The 15,873-nt window shown below is 69.1% G+C and carries 20 protein-coding genes; 11 read left to right on the top strand and 9 right to left on the bottom strand.

Translation table 11 applies throughout. From position 1 onward, the window contains the following. Nucleotides 1-60: 60 nt before the first annotated feature. Nucleotides 61-762: a methyltransferase domain-containing protein gene (locus ACO057_RS16715; protein WP_421993738.1), complete on the bottom strand. Its 702-nt coding sequence runs from the start codon at nt 760-762 to the stop codon at nt 61-63. A gap of 43 nt (nt 763-805) precedes the next feature. On the opposite strand from ACO057_RS16715, the gene gloB reads away from it, so the two are divergent. Genes gloB through ACO057_RS16690 form a run of 5 tightly spaced genes read left to right on the top strand, consistent with a single transcriptional unit; the run spans nt 806 to nt 3,405 of the window. Then, nucleotides 806-1,534 carry a hydroxyacylglutathione hydrolase gene (gene gloB / locus ACO057_RS16710; protein WP_421993737.1) on the top strand — a complete coding sequence of 243 codons (729 nt, stop codon included), beginning with the start codon at nt 806-808 and terminating at the stop codon, nt 1,532-1,534. Between the two features lie 26 nt (nt 1,535-1,560). Next, the gene (locus tag ACO057_RS16705) at nt 1,561-2,151 is read left to right on the top strand and encodes a glutathione S-transferase N-terminal domain-containing protein (protein ID WP_421993736.1); all 591 of its coding nucleotides are present in this window, start codon (nt 1,561-1,563) and stop codon (nt 2,149-2,151) included. Beyond that, nucleotides 2,148-2,585, top strand: coding sequence for a cupin domain-containing protein (locus tag ACO057_RS16700; protein WP_421993735.1), 438 nt, complete (start codon nt 2,148-2,150; stop codon nt 2,583-2,585). The genes ACO057_RS16705 and ACO057_RS16700 overlap by 4 nt, the downstream gene beginning before the upstream one ends. Further along, nucleotides 2,582-3,190, top strand: a complete 609-nt coding sequence (locus ACO057_RS16695; protein WP_421993734.1) for an SAM-dependent methyltransferase — start codon at nt 2,582-2,584, stop codon at nt 3,188-3,190. The genes ACO057_RS16700 and ACO057_RS16695 overlap by 4 nt, the downstream gene beginning before the upstream one ends. 35 nt (nt 3,191-3,225) lie before the next feature. Continuing rightward, the gene (locus ACO057_RS16690) at nt 3,226-3,405 is read left to right on the top strand and encodes a hypothetical protein (RefSeq protein WP_421993733.1); all 180 of its coding nucleotides are present in this window, start codon (nt 3,226-3,228) and stop codon (nt 3,403-3,405) included. A 100-nt stretch (nt 3,406-3,505) separates the two neighbouring features. Here ACO057_RS16690 and ACO057_RS16685 read toward each other — a convergent pair whose 3' ends face one another. Beyond that, nucleotides 3,506-4,663, bottom strand: coding sequence for a glycosyltransferase (locus ACO057_RS16685; protein WP_421993732.1), 1,158 nt, complete (start codon nt 4,661-4,663; stop codon nt 3,506-3,508). A 382-nt stretch (nt 4,664-5,045) separates the two neighbouring features. Next, the gene (locus ACO057_RS16680) at nt 5,046-5,681 is read right to left on the bottom strand and encodes a sigma-70 family RNA polymerase sigma factor (RefSeq protein ID WP_421993731.1); all 636 of its coding nucleotides are present in this window, start codon (nt 5,679-5,681) and stop codon (nt 5,046-5,048) included. A gap of 502 nt (nt 5,682-6,183) precedes the next feature. Between ACO057_RS16680 and ACO057_RS16675 the strand changes: the two genes are divergently transcribed. From ACO057_RS16675 to ACO057_RS16655, 5 genes are all read left to right on the top strand, one after another. Further along, nucleotides 6,184-6,897, top strand: coding sequence for a response regulator (locus ACO057_RS16675; protein ID WP_421993730.1), 714 nt, complete (start codon nt 6,184-6,186; stop codon nt 6,895-6,897). 83 nt (nt 6,898-6,980) lie between these two features. Further along, a complete protein-coding gene (locus tag ACO057_RS16670) occupies nt 6,981-7,178 on the top strand; it encodes a CsbD family protein (RefSeq protein ID WP_421993729.1) in 198 nt (65 codons plus the stop codon). A 93-nt stretch (nt 7,179-7,271) separates the two neighbouring features. Further along, complete coding sequence (locus ACO057_RS16665; RefSeq protein WP_421993728.1) at nt 7,272-7,436, top strand: DUF1328 domain-containing protein; 165 nt, start codon at nt 7,272-7,274, stop codon at nt 7,434-7,436. A gap of 1 nt (nt 7,437) precedes the next feature. Further along, nucleotides 7,438-8,088 (top strand): hypothetical protein, encoded by a 651-nt coding sequence (locus tag ACO057_RS16660; RefSeq protein WP_421993727.1) that lies wholly within the window; start codon nt 7,438-7,440, stop codon nt 8,086-8,088. After that, on the top strand, nt 8,085-9,953 hold the full coding sequence (locus tag ACO057_RS16655) for an ABC transporter ATP-binding protein/permease (RefSeq protein ID WP_421993726.1): 1,869 nt from the start codon (nt 8,085-8,087) through the stop codon (nt 9,951-9,953). Before ACO057_RS16660 ends, ACO057_RS16655 begins: the two co-directional genes overlap by 4 nt. 61 nt (nt 9,954-10,014) lie before the next feature. On the opposite strand, the gene ACO057_RS16650 is transcribed toward ACO057_RS16655, so the two are convergent. The 6 genes from ACO057_RS16650 to ACO057_RS16625 all read right to left on the bottom strand — a co-directional run bounded on the left by ACO057_RS16650 (nt 10,015) and on the right by ACO057_RS16625 (nt 13,973). Next, nucleotides 10,015-10,773: a metallophosphoesterase family protein gene (locus ACO057_RS16650; protein WP_421993725.1), complete on the bottom strand. Its 759-nt coding sequence runs from the start codon at nt 10,771-10,773 to the stop codon at nt 10,015-10,017. After that, nucleotides 10,773-11,624: a diacylglycerol/lipid kinase family protein gene (locus tag ACO057_RS16645; RefSeq protein WP_421993724.1), complete on the bottom strand. Its 852-nt coding sequence runs from the start codon at nt 11,622-11,624 to the stop codon at nt 10,773-10,775. The genes ACO057_RS16650 and ACO057_RS16645 overlap by 1 nt, the downstream gene beginning before the upstream one ends. 95 nt (nt 11,625-11,719) lie before the next feature. After that, the gene (locus ACO057_RS16640; RefSeq protein ID WP_421993723.1) at nt 11,720-12,046 is read right to left on the bottom strand and encodes a hypothetical protein; all 327 of its coding nucleotides are present in this window, start codon (nt 12,044-12,046) and stop codon (nt 11,720-11,722) included. Nucleotides 12,047-12,321: 275 nt separating this feature from the next. After that, nucleotides 12,322-13,236, bottom strand: a complete 915-nt coding sequence (locus ACO057_RS16635; protein WP_421993722.1) for a YihY/virulence factor BrkB family protein — start codon at nt 13,234-13,236, stop codon at nt 12,322-12,324. Nucleotides 13,237-13,281: 45 nt separating this feature from the next. Next, complete coding sequence (locus tag ACO057_RS16630) at nt 13,282-13,695, bottom strand: hypothetical protein (protein ID WP_421993721.1); 414 nt, start codon at nt 13,693-13,695, stop codon at nt 13,282-13,284. Next, on the bottom strand, nt 13,695-13,973 hold the full coding sequence (locus ACO057_RS16625; protein ID WP_421993720.1) for a hypothetical protein: 279 nt from the start codon (nt 13,971-13,973) through the stop codon (nt 13,695-13,697). Before ACO057_RS16625 ends, ACO057_RS16630 begins: the two co-directional genes overlap by 1 nt. 239 nt (nt 13,974-14,212) lie before the next feature. On the opposite strand from ACO057_RS16625, the gene ACO057_RS16620 reads away from it, so the two are divergent. Further along, complete coding sequence (locus ACO057_RS16620) at nt 14,213-15,871, top strand: AI-2E family transporter (RefSeq protein WP_421993719.1); 1,659 nt, start codon at nt 14,213-14,215, stop codon at nt 15,869-15,871. Nucleotides 15,872-15,873: the final 2 nt, after the last annotated feature.

Below are 15,873 nucleotides of genomic sequence, written 5' to 3'. Positions count from 1 at the left end.
ATCGCCGCAGGTGGAATCACCGGAGGTCTGAATCATGAGGCCCTTGCGAACGGAAAAACCCTAGACGTTCCGCGCGTAGTTGGAGGGCAGCGGCGCCACCACCCGGCGGCGCAGGGATTGGCCGGCGCCCGGGATCGCCGCGAGCTGGTCCTTGCCGGCCTCGATCAGCATCACTCCGGCGAGCCGGCGGACCAGCCGTCGCCCCGTGCGATCCCAGATGCCCGCCCCGCCCAGCAGCATCCGCCAGGGGAAGGGCGGCACGAAGAGCGCCGCCTCGCGCCGCGTCACGCGGAAAAGGCGCTGCTCCAGCAGCCGCGTGACCTGGCCCCGCGAATAGGGGCGGCCCTGGCCGAAGGGCGTGTGGTCGAAATGCGCCCATCCGCCGAGACGATTGGGCACCACCACCAGCAGCTGCCCATCGTCGCGCAGAACGCGCCAGCATTCGCGCAGCAGGCCGGAGGCGGCCTCGCTGGTCTCCAGCCCGTGGACCAGCAGGATCCGGTCCAGGCTGGTGTCGGGCAAGGGAAGGCGGGCGTCCTCGGCCCAGGCGGCGCCCGGCGCGGGACCGTGCGGCGTCAGTAGAATGCGCCGTCCGTGGCCGCTCCACAGGCCCATATAGGGCGCGGCCCAGCCCAGGCCGAGCACGTCCCGCCGCCCGCCATCCGGCCAGAGATAGGCGATGCGCGCGCCGATCATCCGCTCCGCCACCCGGCCGAGTGGGGTGGAGTAGAATTCCGCCAGGGCGTGGACCTCTGCGTTCATGCGCGGGATATAGGGGAGGACATCGTCCCCAGGGAGGCCCGCCATGACCTTGACCGTGAAGCCCATCGCCATTCTCGACGACAACTACGCCTGGTTCCTGCGGGATGAGGCCACCGGCGTCACGGCCGTCATGGACGCGGCGGTGGTCGGACCCATCGAGGATTTCGTGAAGGCCGAGGGCGGGCGGCTGGATTGGCTGCTCATCACCCACCATCACGGCGACCACATCGCCGGCATCGCGGAGCTCGCGGCCCGGACCGGCGCCAAGGTGGCCGGCAACGCCCAGGACGCGGCACGCCTGCCCAAGCTGGATGTGGCGGTGAAGCCGGGCGACGTCTTCGCGCTGGGCGCGTCCGAGGCGCAGATCATCGACACGCCGGGCCACACCCACGGCCATATCTCCTGGTACTTCCCCTCGGGCGAGACGCTGCTCTGCGCGGACACGCTCTTCGCCGCGGGCTGCGGGCGGCTGCTGGAGGGCACGCCGGCGGAGATGTTCGCCTCGCTGCAAAAGCTCGCGGCGCTGCCGGAGGCGACGAAGGTCTGCTGCGGGCATGAATACACCCTCTCCAACATCCGCTACGCGCTGAGCGTGGAGCCCGACAACGCCGCGCTCCAGGCCTTTGCCGAACGGGCGAAGGCGCTGCGGGCGGAAGGCAAGCCGACCGTGCCGACGACCATCGGGCTCGAACAGGCCATCAATCCCTTCCTTCACGCGCGGGACGTGAAGCACTTCGCGGAACTTCGTCTCGGTAAGGACAATTTCCGCTAAGACGTCCGGCCAAGGGAGAAACAACCGTGAAGCTCCATTACGCCGCCACCAGCCCCTTCGTGCGCAAGGTCTCCGCCGTGGCCATGCACCACGGCATCGCGCTTGAGCGGGTGGACACCAACCCGCATGACAGCCCGCCGCACCTGCTCGTCGACAACCCGCTCTCCAAGGTCCCGACGCTGGTGCTCGACAACGGCATGGTGCTGCCCGACAGCCCGTTGATCTGCGAGTATCTCGACAGCATCGGGACGGGGGAGAAGCTCCTCCCCGCCGCCGGCCCGTCGCGCTGGGAGGCGCTGCGCCTCGCCGCCATGGCCGACGGCATCATGACGGCCGCGGTGCTGCGCCGTGGCCTCTCGCTCCAACCTACAGAGGCGGCCCGCACCGCCCTGATGGACCGCCAGAAGGCCGCCGTGTTCCGCACGCTCGACCAGCTGGAGCAGGAGCCCCTGCCCGCCACCCTGAGCCTCGGCGTCGTCGGACTCGTCTGCGCCCTGGGCTATCTGGACTTCCGCTTCAGCGCGGAGGACTGGCGCGCGAGGCATCCCGGCCTCGCCGCCTTCTTCGCCGCGCAATCCGAGAACCCGATCTTCGCCCGGACGGTACCCCAGGCTTGAACCTGCGCGACCCCCATCTGGATCCCCGCGCCGTCATCGCCGCTCTCGGGCTGCAGCCCCATCCCGAAGGCGGCCATTACCGCGAGATCTGGCGCGACGCGCCGGAGGGTCGCCGCGGCGCCGGAACCGCCATCTATTACCTGTTGGCCCCGGGCGAGCGCAGCCATTGGCACCGCGTCGACGCCGCCGAGGCCTGGCACTGGTATGCGGGCGGCCCGCTGGCGTTGCGGCTTTCGGCGGAAGGCACAGCCGTGGAGGAGCACCGCCTCGGCCCCAACCTCGCCGCAGGCGAGCAGCCCTTCCGGCTGGTGCCCCAGGGCTGGTGGCAGGCCGCGGCCCCGGCGATCGGCTGGGTCCTCTGCGGCTGCATGGTCTCGCCGGCCTTCGATTTCGCGGGCTTCGAGATGGCCCCGCCGGGCTGGGAGCCTGCATGAGCACCTCGCTCGCCTGGGACGAACGCTATTCCGGCGGCGGCTTCCAGTTCGGCGAAGCGCCCAACGGCTATCTGCTCGCGCAGTCCCATCGCCTGCGCCCCGGCATGGCCGCGCTGGCCGTGGGCGATGGCGAGGGGCGCAACGGCGTCTGGCTCGCCCGCCAGGGCCTTCAGGTCACTTCGCTCGACTGGTCCGGCGTCGGAATGGCCAAGGCGCGGGAGATGGCCGCCGCACGGGGCGCCGCGCTGGAGACCGTCGTCGCCGATGCCGCGCAATGGGACTGGCCGGCGGCGCGCTTCGACCTGATCGCCTGGATCTATCTGCATCTGCCGCCCGCCGACCGCGCGCTCGCCGCTGCCGGTTGCCGCAGGGCGCTGAAGCCTGGGGGCCTGCTCGTCCTGGAAGGCTTCAGCCCCGCCCAGCAGGGACGCCGCAGCGGCGGGCCGAAGCTGCCGGAACTCCTGTGGGACCGCGCGATCGTGGAACGCGACTTCGCCGGGCTGGAGGTACTGGAGCTGACCGAGGGCGCCGTCCGCCTCGATGAGGGGCCGCGCCACCAGGGCCTGGCCGAGGTGGTCCGCTGCGTGCTGCGACAACCGCGATAGCGGCAACCGCGAAGCCGTCCGGCCGTTTTTCCGGAATGGAAAAAACACCCAAGACCCCCGTCGATTCCGGCAAGGAGGCCAAGGGCCGGCCCGATAACGGGCGGGACCGCACCGAGGCCGAGCTGGAAAAGGGCATGCCGGCAGACCAGAAGCGCGGCCCCCAGGACAAGAGCGACACCCGCCCCGTCCCCGACAAATCGCCGCACGACCGTTAGAGCATCACCCGATCAGGCGGAATCGTCGGGTCGGGTAAAGATGCTCGGAAAAACAAAGAGCTAGAGACTTCGAAGTGAGCCCTTGCGAACGAAGAAGGCTCTAGGCGGACAATTTCCTGCCCCCCAAGGGAAGCGGGTTCGCGCCCAGCCCGAAATAGCTCGCTGGCGCTTGCGAGAGCTCAGCGGCGCTGAGCAGCGCCGCCATGTCCCGCTGGACCGCGTCGCAGGACAGCGTGGCCAGCAGGTCGTCCACGGCCACGAAATCGGAGACATCGGCGCGGCGCATCGCCTCTTCGGCGGCGTGCAGGAAGGCTTCCGCCGAGGTTGCGACCGCAACGGCCTCCAAGGCGGTGACAGACCGCGCGGCACCTTTGAGCGGTGTCGTGACGACGCGGCGGCCGGCGGCCAGATAGCGCGGCGCTTCGGCGGGGTCGGACACGGCATCGGGCGCCATCGGCATGATCGCCACATCCCAATGGGACAGATAGGCGGGGAGCTCGGCCTCGCTGCGGTCGCCCAGCCAATGGATGTTGCGCGCCCGCGGCAGGTCGCGCGCCGTCTCGATCGCGCCGATGAGGGCGAACTGCCAATGCGGGCGCTGCGCGGCCAGGCGGGCCAAGAGATCCAGGTCCAGCCGGTCATCCACGGCGCCATAACGGCCGAGCAGCGGGCGACGAAGGCCGATCTGGTCGTCCGGCTCGGCGATCAGGCCCCGCGCCGTGGCGAAGTGCTCGACATCGATGCAGACGGGGAAGCAATGGATATGGGGATGGGCCGCACGGAGAGCGTCATGAAGCTCCGACGAAGCGGTGAAGACGAGATCGGCCGCCTCGATGAGATGCCGCTCGAATGGGAGACCGAGGGCAGAAGGCGTCTCGGTGCAGTCGTAGACCGTGGCGAGCCAGGACACGTGCCGCGAGTAGGGCACGGCTTCAGGAGTGGCATACCAGCCAATGGCAGCGCCCGATCGGGCCAGCAACAGGTCGAGCGCCGCCCGCCGGTTGTCCGTTCCGTTGGCCGGGAGCATCGGCGTCACGACCTGGACGCCGGTGGCGGAACAGGGGCTGACGCGAAGGCGTTCGCCCGCCGAGACTTCAGGTTCTTCCAGGAAGAACACCTGGCGCTGACGCGCGAACCTCGCAAGCAGCGGCCGAAGGCGGTGCGCCTCGGGCCAGCGGAGGGACGAAAAGCAGATGATGGCGGAATTCGAGGGCCCGCAGACGGAGGCGATGGGGCAATTGATTCCGTCCATGGCCATGGTCTCGCATCCTGATCACGCCGATCGGCAGAAACACGCCGACGGTCGTTCAGGGATAAATCGCGGAAATGGGTCTAAAGTTTGCGAGCATCCCGGATAAATTCATCGGGGCTCGAATTCCGGAATGATCATTCCTTGGAATGAAACATCTCGGATTACTTTTTATCTTGGCTCTTCAGCCTGTCACGCTCAATCAACTCCAGCAAAGCCGAGGGAATGGGCTCGCTGGCGATGTCATCGAACATGGTGTGAAGTCCGCGCTCGAGCCACATCTCAAACGCAACATCGGACGCGGCCTTTCGGCCCCGCCCGGCGCTACCGGGTGGGTGCGATGACACACCCCCCTTAGGCGGACTCTCGGAACTGTCGGACACAAACGCTCCTAAGAAAGACGGAGACCGTCCTCCGGCAGACTGCTCGAACCAATCCGGCTGGCCCGCGGTGACGATTTACGCGCCGCGCGCTTTGCCGTCGATGCCGCAGCCTCCATCACTTCATCCTCGCCCAGCATCCACAGCTTGAGCTGCTTGCGGGCGCGGAAGACGCGGCATTTGAGGGTGCCGACCGCGACGCCGAGCTGCGCGGAAGCCTCTTCGTAGGAGAGCCCCTGCACGGAAATCATCATCAACACGAGGCGCTGGTCATTGGGGAGCCGGGCAAGATTGGCGCGCAACTCCTTGAAAGCGATACTCTCTTCCTGGCCGCCACTGCGGCCCATCAGCGAGGACGGGGCGTCATCGATATCAACCGTCTCGCGCCGGCGACGGAAGTTGGAGAAGAAGCGGTTGCGCATAATGCGCGTCATCCAGGCGCGGAAATTCGTGCCCGGCTCGAAGGAATGCTGCGCGGCGAGCGCATTCGTGACCGCCGACTGGACAAGATCCTCGGCATCCGCCCGGTGGCGCGTGAGCGCCAGCGCCTGCTGGCGGAGGGATGGCAGGGTGGTCAGAAGCAGGTCGTGGAAGGAAGGCGTGGGCGCAACGGAGGTATCGTCCTGTCCGGCGATAGTCGGGCGCATCGTTTTCTCCTCGAGACTTCTCATAACCCTCCAACGCCCCGGGCCCGAAAGGGTTGCATGCCGAATGTCGGAATCTTCGAGAAATTCCTCCGGCGAGGAGAAATTCCCGCAACCGCTGTCAAAACAAGGCGTTGTCATGCCAATGATCCCGCAGGGCCGAAGGCCAAAGATGCTGTGGAATGCGAATTCGCGCCGCCGTGAGGCCGGGCGCTGGATCCGCGCGCGCGCCACAGGCCGAGCGCCCTTGCGGGCGCATCTCTTCTGGATTCTTCGCGGAGGCGGCGTCTTGCGCCCATGGCGGTCGGGAGCTCCATATGCCTCTCAGGGCAGTGTCGGCGATCCTAGCCCCTGGCCGACGCGGCGCGCAACGACCGTGATGCCGCCTCGGATAGCGCCCTCGTGACTTTGGCCATCGCCCATACTCCGGACACCATCGGCCCTCCATTACCCTTCCCACTGGCCCTCCGGCCTTGATAAACTCGTCGTCCAGGAGCCCTTCCCCATGATATCCGCCGCCGAGCTGATCGCCGTCCTGCCCTATGCCCGGCGCTATGCCCGCGCCCTCACCGGCAGCCAGGCGGAGGGTGACGCCCTGGTGGCCCGCGCCATCCCCGACCTGTCGGAAGCGCTGCCCCCCAAGCTCGCCCTCTATGCCCGCATCACGCAGCTGACCGAGAACCTGGAAGCTTCGGGCCGTGGCCGCCCGCTCGGCCGGCACCTGCTGCTGCTGACCTCGCTGGAGGAAATCTCCATGGCGGATGCGGCCCTGATCACCGGCCTGGACGAGACCGAGGCCGCCGACCGCGCGGCCGAGGCCCGGGCTTTCGTGAAGGCCGCCTCGGCCACCGACGTCCTGATCATCGAGGACGAGCCGGTCATCGCCATGGACCTTCGCATGCTCGTCCAGGGCTGCGGCCATCGGGTCGTCGGCATCGCCGCCACGGAGATCGAGGCCGTCCGGCTCGCCAGCGAGAAGGGCGCGGGGCTGATCCTGGCCGACATCAATCTCGGGCGCGGCGGCAACGGCATTCAGGCGGTGCGCCGCATTCTCCAGACGCTCGACATCCCGGTGATCTTCGTCACCGCCTATCCCGAGCAGCTGCTGACGGCCGAGGGAATCGAACCCGCCTTCGTCATGCGCAAGCCCTTCGACCCGGTGACGCTCGCCATCTTCACCTACCAGGCGATCACCGCCGGCCGCGTGCCGCTTCACTGATCGGTTTGCACTGCAACCGCCCGGCCTCATGACGCGTTGATCCGCCGGACCGCGCCATGCGCGGACTTGCAGGAGAAGCGCCAGTGAACTGGGACACGATCAAGGGCAACTGGAAGCAGATGACCGGCTCCGTAAAGGAGCAGTGGGGCAAGCTGACGGACGATGACCTGACCGTCATCGAGGGCCGCCGCGAGCAGCTCGTCGGCCAGATCCAGGAACGTTACGGCATCGCGAAGGACGAGGCCGAGGCGCAGGTGAAGGCCTGGGAGAACCGCCCCTAGGACGACAGGTCGCGACGGCCCTTTACGCCGACGGTCCGGGCGGGCCGGCGGCGTTCGTCTCTCGCACCTGTTCCGATGTCGAAAGGAAGTGCCATGTTGATCTGGACGCTCCTCTTCCTCGTGATCGCCCTGGTCGCCGGCCTCTTCGGATTCGGGGGCATTGCCTCCAGCGCTTCTGGCATCGCGCGGGTGTTGTTCTTCGTCTTCCTCGTGCTCTTCGCCGTCTCGCTCCTGACCGGCCAGGGATTCACCCTCTGAGATGACCCGACGAAACCTCCTGCTGGCCGGTCCGGCGCTGGCCTTGGCCTCCCTCCTCCGCCTCCCGGCAGCCGCCGCGCGCGATCCGCGCGGGCTGTGGTTCGATCCCATGCAGCTGCCCTCCTATTCCGGCCGGCTGGACCGCTGGATCTCCACCCCCGCCGGTGAGGTCGATCGCGGCCTGTTCCGCGAGGGCACGCAATTCGTCTTCCCGCCCACCGAGGCGGACGCGCTGATGGCCGCCTTCACGCGCGGCAGCTCCATCGCCGTCTGGGGCATCCGCGCGCGCAGCGCGCCGGTCGTCACCATGCTCGCCTGGGGCAGGAGCGATTCCGATACCGCCAGCTTCGTCGAGCGCCCCGCCTGGTTCACGGATGCGCGGCCCGGCTCCCAGCGCCTGACGCTTTCCGGCCGCATCCAGGCGCCGCTGCTCACGCCCCAGGGCGAAAGCATGGGCGTGATCCTGGCCGAAGGCGGCTCGATCCGGCTGACGGTCGCGCAACACAAGGCCCTCGGCGGCCTGCTCGCCGTAGGCGAGAGCGTCGTCGCCGAGGGCCTGGGCACGCGGCGCGGCGAACTCGCTGCCATCGACGCCCAGCGCCTGGGCAAGGACCAAACCTCCCTGGAAGGGCTTGTCGAGCCACCCACATGAGCAAAAAGCCGGATGACGACGCCCGCCTCCTCCACGAACAGCAGGCGGAACACTCCATTCGTGCCTTTGGGCAGCTGACGCGCGTCTGGCTGCGCGCGCCCGATCGCGGCAAGGCGCGCTGGCTGCTCTTCGCCCTGCTGGCCCTGACCGTCGCGCAGGTGCTCATCCAGATCCGGCTCAACCTGTGGAACCGCGATTTCTTCAACGCCCTGGAGAGTCGCGACGGCGGGGCCTTCCGGACGCAGATTCTCGTCTTCATCGGCTATGCCGCGCTCTCGATGGGCGTGGCCGTCTACCAGCTCTACGTGAAGCAGCTGACCCAGCTGCGCTGGCGCGAATGGCTCACCCGCCACCTCACCGACGCCTGGCTGCGCGACGGGCGGCACTATCAGCTGGAGATGGCCGGCAGCACGGACAATCCCGATCAGCGCATCTCCGAGGACGTGCGCATCTCCACCGACCTCGCGCTCGATTTCGGCGTGGGCATCCTCAATTCGATCATGATGCTGACCGCCTTCATCGGCATCCTCTGGACCGTCTCGGGCCCGCTGCACATGGCGCTGGCCGGGCAGGAGTTCGAGATCCCCGGCTACATGGTCTGGGCCGCGCTGCTCTATGCGCTGCTCGGCACCTTCCTCACCTGGTTCGTCGGCCGACCCATGGTTCGGCTGAACGTGGAGCGCACGACGGCCGAGGCGGATTTCCGCTTCGGCCTGAACCGCGCCCGCGAGAGCGGCGAGGGCATCGCGCTGATCCGGGGCGAGCAGGACGAGCGCCGGGGCCTCAACATGCTCTTCGACGAGGTGAAGTCCAGCTGGCGCGGGCTGATGCGCAGCCAACGCAACCTCATGTGGCTCACCAGCGCCTATGGCACGCTGGCGATGATCTTCCCCACCATCGTCGCCTCGCCCGCCTATTTCGCCGGCGCCATCACGCTCGGCGGGCTCATGCAGATCGGCGCGGCCTTCGGCCAGGTGCAGGGCGCGCTCAACTGGTTCGTGGACAATTTCGGCCTCATCGCCCAGTGGCGCAGCGCCGTCCAGCGCGTCATCACCTTCCGCGACGTGATCGAGGAACTGGACACGCTCATCGAGGATCCGAGCCAGCCCACGATCGAGGTGCATGAGACGCAGGAGGAGAAGCTCGTCCTCCACAACCTGGAGGTTGCCTTCTCCAACGGCACCACGGTGATCGCCGATGCCTCGGCCGAGATCCAGGCCGGCGAGCGCGTGCTCATCAAGGGCCAGTCGGGTACCGGCAAGTCGACGCTGTTCCGCGCCATCGGCGGGCTCTGGCCCTGGGGCGCGGGCGAGATCCGCACGCCGCCGCGTGCGAGCATGATGTTCATGCCCCAGCGGCCCTATCTGCCGCTCGGCACGCTGCGCACGGCCATCGCCTATCCCGCCGGGCCCGACGCCTTCGACGCGGCGGAGGTCGCCGAGGCGCTGAAGAAGGTCGGTCTCGAAAAGCTGGCGGAGCAGCTCGAGAAGGAGGATCGCTGGGACCGCGTGCTGAGCCTGGGCGAACAGCAGCGCCTGGCCTTCGCGCGGCTGCTTCTGCAGAAACCGCGCTGGATCTTCATGGACGAGGCGACGGCCGCGCTCGACGAGGAAAACCAGGACCGGATGATGGAGCTCGTCCTGGAGGAATTGCCGGAAGCGGGGCTGATCTCGATCGGGCACCGGCCCGGCCTGGCGGCCTTCCACACGCGCACCCTGGACCTGCTGCGGGCCGAGGGCGGCGCGAGGCTGTCGCGGCCCGACCGGCGCTCGACGAAGCGGGAATGGCCCCGGGCGATGGCGCGGGCGGCGAAGGAGGCGCGGGCGGAACGGCGCGCGCAGAGGCGGGCACAGCTGGTGGGTTAGAGCAGATGCCGATCAGGCTGCCTTGCCTGATCGGACAGAGCTCCGGCGCGGACACCTTCGCTCAACCCAGCTCGCGCCCTCGCCAGCCATCCGCCAGCATCTCCCGCGTTTCCACGCGCACCTCTCCGTCACGGATGGAAACGAGGTTCCATCCGTTCGGCGCGCCCGACCCGCGCGGCGAAAAGGCGCTCGGCGCAATGACCTGCAGCGCCCCGCCCGGACCGAGCCGCATCATCTCCGCCTGATGCAGATGGCCGCAGAGCAGAGCCTTCACGCCCTGGGCGCGAAGCAGCTCGATGGTCGCCCCCGCCTCGCGCGGCGCGTGGCGGGCGATGGCCCACGGACCGTGACGCAACGGATGGTGGCACACCACCACGACGTCGAGCCCCGCTGCCGCCTCCAGCTGCGCCGCGAGCCGCGCGCGCCGCTCCAGCGTGATGCCGCCGGCGGACCAGTCGAGATGCCATTGCGCGCGGCTCACCGTGTCGAGCCCGATCAACCGCGCTCCATCGAGGGTCAGCTCTTCCATCGCGTCCTCGGGGCGCGCGCGCTGCCAGCGCCGCTTGGGATGCATGAAGCGCCCGACCAGATTGCCCCGCGGGATGTCGTGGTTGCCGGGCATCACCAGCAGCGGCGCGCCCAGCATCTCCAGGAAGGCGAAGGCGCGCGCGAATTCGTCGCGGGTGGCCCGGCGCGTGAGGTCGCCGCTGACGGCCACCGCGTCGGGCGCCGCCATGATGACATCCGCCGCCAGGCTTTCCACCAGCTCCTGCGGTGCCTCGCCGAAATGCAGATCCGAGAGATGGGCGATGCGCGGCATCAGCCGGCCTCTTGCGGGGCCAGGACGCGCAGCGCCCCGCGATGCAGGCGGAAGCGGATCGGCGAGGAACAGATGCGCGTCTCGCCGTCCAGGCTGAGGCGCAGCCAGGGTGCGATGCCATGCACGGCGAGATGCTCGCCTTCGCGCGCGGCGATGTCGGGATCCTCCGCCAGTCGGCCGCGGAACCAGCGCCATGCCTGGCGCAGTCGCGCGCGAGGGCCGTGCGGACGGGCCAGTGCCAGGGCCAGACCCGCCTTGCTGCTGGGCGCTGGCGTGGTGATCACGGCGGCATGCCCGCGCGCGCGCCGGCCGGGACCGAGGCGGACCGCGAGGCCGCGCGCCGTCGGGCGGAAGAGCGCGCGCAGCACGGCGCGGACCAGCGGCAGCCAGCCGCGCCGGCCGCCGCCGCGCTGTCTCTCGCGGAAGCGCATGAGCCGCGTCGGCGCGCCGACGACGCTCTGATAGAGGAAGACCTGGCCATTGGCCGTCGCGACGTCGAGCGCGACCGTGGGGCCGGGGCGATAGCCGCGCGCCGCCAGGACCGGATCGCCGGCAAGCCCGAGGCGGGCGCAGACGCGGTTCATGGTCCCGCCGGGCAGCGGCGCCAAGATCCGGTCGGTGCCGAGCAGCCGTTCGGCGCCGTCGCGCAGAGTGCCATCGCCGCCGGCGACGAAGACCACCTCGGCCTCGGAGGCGTCGACCACGGCCCATTGCTCATCCAGCGTGGCGCCGGCGGGGATGGCGACGATCGGGAAGCCCGCCTCATGCAGAGCCTGCTCCAGCATGGCGCGCGGCGCCCCCAGTTCCGACAGGGCACGGGCCCGGTCGTTGATGACGAGAGCTGCCTTCATGGTCCGGATGCCTGATCCCCCAAACGCAGGAAGGGCGCGACCGCCGAAGCGGTCGCGCCCAAACCAACCGGGCGCGCTGTTCGCGCGCCCGTCGCTCATCGCGTCGTGGTGCCGAGCGCGCGGCCCACGGCCGTCCCGCTGGGATTGGCGGCGGTGCCGTCCGACTGCGCCGGGTAGGCGCCCGAGGTGTTGGTGCCCGCCGCGCGATCCAGCGCCCGCTCGGTGGCCGTGCCGGGCGGATTGCCGGGCCTGCCGTCCGACTGGCGCGGATAGGCGCCCGAAGTGTTGGTGCCGGCCGCGCGGTCGACCGCCCGCTCGGCACCGGTGCCGGGCGGATTGCCGCGGCGGCCATCATTGGGATCGGTGCAGGCGGCAACGCCGAGGAGCATCACGCCGATGGGCAGGAGACGAGCAACGTGCATGAAATTTCCTTCCTAAGGATCAGGGTCTGCGCCGTTTCTCCGGCGACAAACCTTCCAACGCCCGATCATTCACAGGGTTGCAGTTCCGCAACCGATTCAGAAATTTGACGTTGTGACGGGGCTGCTAATCACTGAAGAATGGGATCGACCATGCGTTTGCATCGGCTTTTACTTATAGGATTTTCACTATTGTTGATCGCCGCACTGTATATGTTCAACGCGATCTGACTGGGCGGTTTATGATTTGATTTCAAGCCTGGGTCAGGCGTCGCTTTTCAGACAACCGCCGCCTTTTCTCTACCCCCGCGGATGCGCGCCACGGCCGCGTCCAGCTCCGCCCCCAGCAGGATCAGATAAACGCTCACATAGAGCCAGGTGAGCAGCGCGATGGCCGCGCCGAGGGGGCCATAGGTCGCGTCATAGGTCGCGAAATGGCTGACGTAGAGCGAGAAGGCCGCCGAGGCGACCAGCCAGAGCCCCGTCGCCGTCACCGCGCCCACGGAGAAGACCCGATAGTGGGTGGGCCGCCGCGCCGGGCCAAAGCGATAGAGCGTCGCGATCGCCAGGAACACCGCGCAGACCAGCGCGCCCATCGAGGCCCCGCGCAGCAACAGCGCATCGAGAAACGGAAAGTTCAGCAGCCCCAGGATCGTCGGCAGCGCGACCAGAAAGCCCAACCCGACCGCCACCGCGAGGATGGCGCAGATCGTGATGACGAAGGCGGTCGCGTAGAAGGCGAGCCAGTGCCGCTGCTCACGCTGGCCATGGGCAAGGTTGAGAGCCCCAAGCAGCGAGCGGATCCCCGCCGAGGAGGACCACAGCGCGATCGCGCTGCTTACGATCACGCCCCAGCTCAGCCCCGTGCGTGGCGCCGCGACCAGCTGATGCACGCGCTGGGCGATGAGCTCGTAGCTGTCCGGCGGCAAAACCTGATTCAGAATGGCAAGCTGCGCCTCCACCGAGTTCAGGTCGAACCACACGCCGTAGAAGGCGATGCAGAGCGAGATCGAGGGAAAAAGCGCCAGCATGGCGTAGAAGGCGCAGCCCGCCGCCACCAGCGAGATCTGATCGGACGTCGCGACAGACCAGGCCTGCATCCAATAGCCCTGCTGCGGCGCGGCCGCCGCCGCCCTCTCCGCGGCACGGCGAGCGGCAGGCGATTCCTGGTTCAGGGCGTCAGGCTTCAGCAACTTCACCTTCATGCATGGCGCGGCAGCATCGGTTTTCTGTCGGCCTCAACGGCGCTTCTTCATGAAATCCAGAACCATCCCGCCCACCTCGACCGCCGAGCGCCATTTCACGAGGCTCAGCGCCTCGTTCATCGGCGAGACGGCGCGCAGTTGCGCCATGGTCTGCCGCCGCAGCATCAGCGCCTCCTGCGCCACGGGATCGTGGCGCTTGCGCGACAGCAGCAGCAGCACGCCCATCACGACGAGGTCGGCAAGGGCGAGCCAGAGCGTGGCCCAGATGGCCCCCTGGCTCTCGCGCAGCCACATCCAGGCCGCGCCGTGCAGCAGCCCCAGCGCCACGAGGCCGAAAAGGGCCGCCGCAACCTGCAGCAGCGTGGTGCGCGCGAAGGCGCCGGCCTCGCGCTTCAGGCGCAGGGTCTCGGCCTCGGCGGCCAGCCCGAGCAGGCGAAGGCTTCGCATCAGCGGCGGCACAGGACGGCGAAGACGAAGCCCGTCAGCGCCGCGATTCCCACCGCGGTGAGCGGCTTCTCGCGAATGGCGTCGACGAGCCGGTCGGTCTGCTCGCGGATGGTGTCGGTGGCCTGATGGGCGGCGGCCTCCGCCTTGTCGGCCACGCGGGCGACCGCGGGCGACACGCGGTCGTTCATCAGCGCCTCCACCTTCGCGCGAAGGGCGGCGATCTCGGCATGGGTCTCGTCCATGGAGGACGGAATCTCGGTGGGGCGGTCATAGGCCATGGTCGTGTCCTTTCGGGCCGGCGCGCGCCGGCCAATGGGGTCAGAATAAGGAGTTTCGGCAACCAGGTCCCGCACGGTTCGGGGCCCGACCGGCCGGACGGCGAAAAATGGGCATGCCTCGATTCCTGAATCCCGGTAGATGCCGCAACGCGGCCGCTCAGCCCGCGTTGCATGCGGGCAACAGGAACCTTCCCATGGCCCCTTTCCGACCGCCACCAGCGATTTCCAGCGACTGGTCCATGCGCTGGCTTGTCTTCGCGCTGGTCATCGCCGCCCTGTATCTGGGCCGGGAGGTCTTCGCGCCACTGGCGCTGGCGCTGCTCTTCACCATCGCCGCCATGCCGGCGGTGGCCTGGCTGGAGAGGCGGCGCGTCCCGCGCATCGCCGCCGTGCTGCTGGTGATGGTGCTGTTCCTCTCCATCATCGGTGGGCTGGTCTATGTCGTCCTGACCCAGGCCCTGGCCCTGGCCGGCGAGTTGCCGAATTACGAGACCGTCCTGCGCGGCAAGCTGCAGGCCTTGAGCCAGGAGGGCTCCGGCCCGATCGAGCGCGTGGTCGGGCTGGTGAAGCGGCTTGGCGAGGTGATGTCGCCGGCCGAGGCGACACCGGTCCAGACCGTCACCGTCGCCAGCGCCGACCAGGGGCCTCTGGCCACGCTGCTCAGCCTCGCCGTGGTGATCATCGCCCCCGTCGCGACCTTCGCCATCACCTTTCTTCTGATGGCCTTCATCCTGGTGCAGCGCGAGGACATGCGCGACCGCGTGCTGCGCCTCGCCGGCCTGCATGAGATGCACCGCACCACCGGCGCCATGAACGAAGCCACCACCCGCGTCGGCCGCTTCCTGCTGATGCAGGCGCTGATGAACGGCATCTTCGGGCTGGCCATGGGCCTGGGCCTGTGGTCCCTCGGCGTGCCCAACGCGCCGCTCTGGGGCGCGCTTGGCTTCGCGCTGCGCTTCGTGCCCTTCCTCGGCGCGCCGCTGTCGATGCTCTTCCCGCTGATCGTCGCCTTCGCCACCACCGAGGGCTGGCACACCGTGCTGATGGTGATCGTGCTCTTCGCCGTGGTGGACGTGGTGGTGACCTATATCCTGGAGCCCTGGCTCTACGGCAGCAGCATGGGCATCACGCCGCTGGCGCTGCTGCTGGCTTCGGCCTTCTGGGCGGTGATGTGGGGGCCGCTCGGGCTGATCCTGGCACCGGCCATCACGGCCTGCCTCGTCATCCTCGGCCGGCACGTCCGATCCCTCGCCTTCCTCGACGTCCTGCTGGGAGATACGCCGCCCCTCTCCGCGCCGGCGCGCTTCTACCAGCGCCTGCTGGCCGACGACTCGCTGGGGGCCACCGCCCTCTTGAGCGAGGAAGTCGGGCGGAAGGGCCTCGAACCCGCGCTCGACCAGATGGTCATGCCGGCCATCGCGCAGATCTCCTCCGATCGACCGAACGAGGCCTTCGGCCCGGCGCTGGCCATCCGCACCTCGCGCACGCTCACGCGGGTGATGGAGGCGGTGTCGCAGGATGGCGAGGGGCCCGCCGACATCCTGGTCCTGCCGGTGGCCGGCGCGCTGGATCATGCCTCGGCCGCCGCCGCCGTGGTGGCGCTTCAGGAATCGGGGCAGCTTGCGACACTCGTGCCCACCGAGGCGCCCCGTCCCGGACTCGTCGTATTGGTGGCGGCGACGGATGCGCCGCCGCGGCGGCTGGACCGCGCGCTGGCCACGGCCATGCAGCTGTCCGATCGCGTGCTGATCTTCGCGCCGACGGACGAGGCGGCCCAGGCGCTCTACCGCCGCCCGCAGACCACGCCGCTCGTCACGCTGGAAGCCCTGATCACGGAAGTGGAGGCGGCGATCGGTCCCGGCGCGGCGTTGGCGGAGGGGCAGCCCGAGGCGGCTTAGGC

It is taken from the genome of Roseococcus sp., assembly GCF_965227005.1.
In the GTDB taxonomy this organism is placed as follows: Bacteria; Pseudomonadota; Alphaproteobacteria; order Acetobacterales; family Acetobacteraceae; genus Roseococcus.
This window is presented reverse-complemented; position numbering and strand designations above follow the sequence as displayed.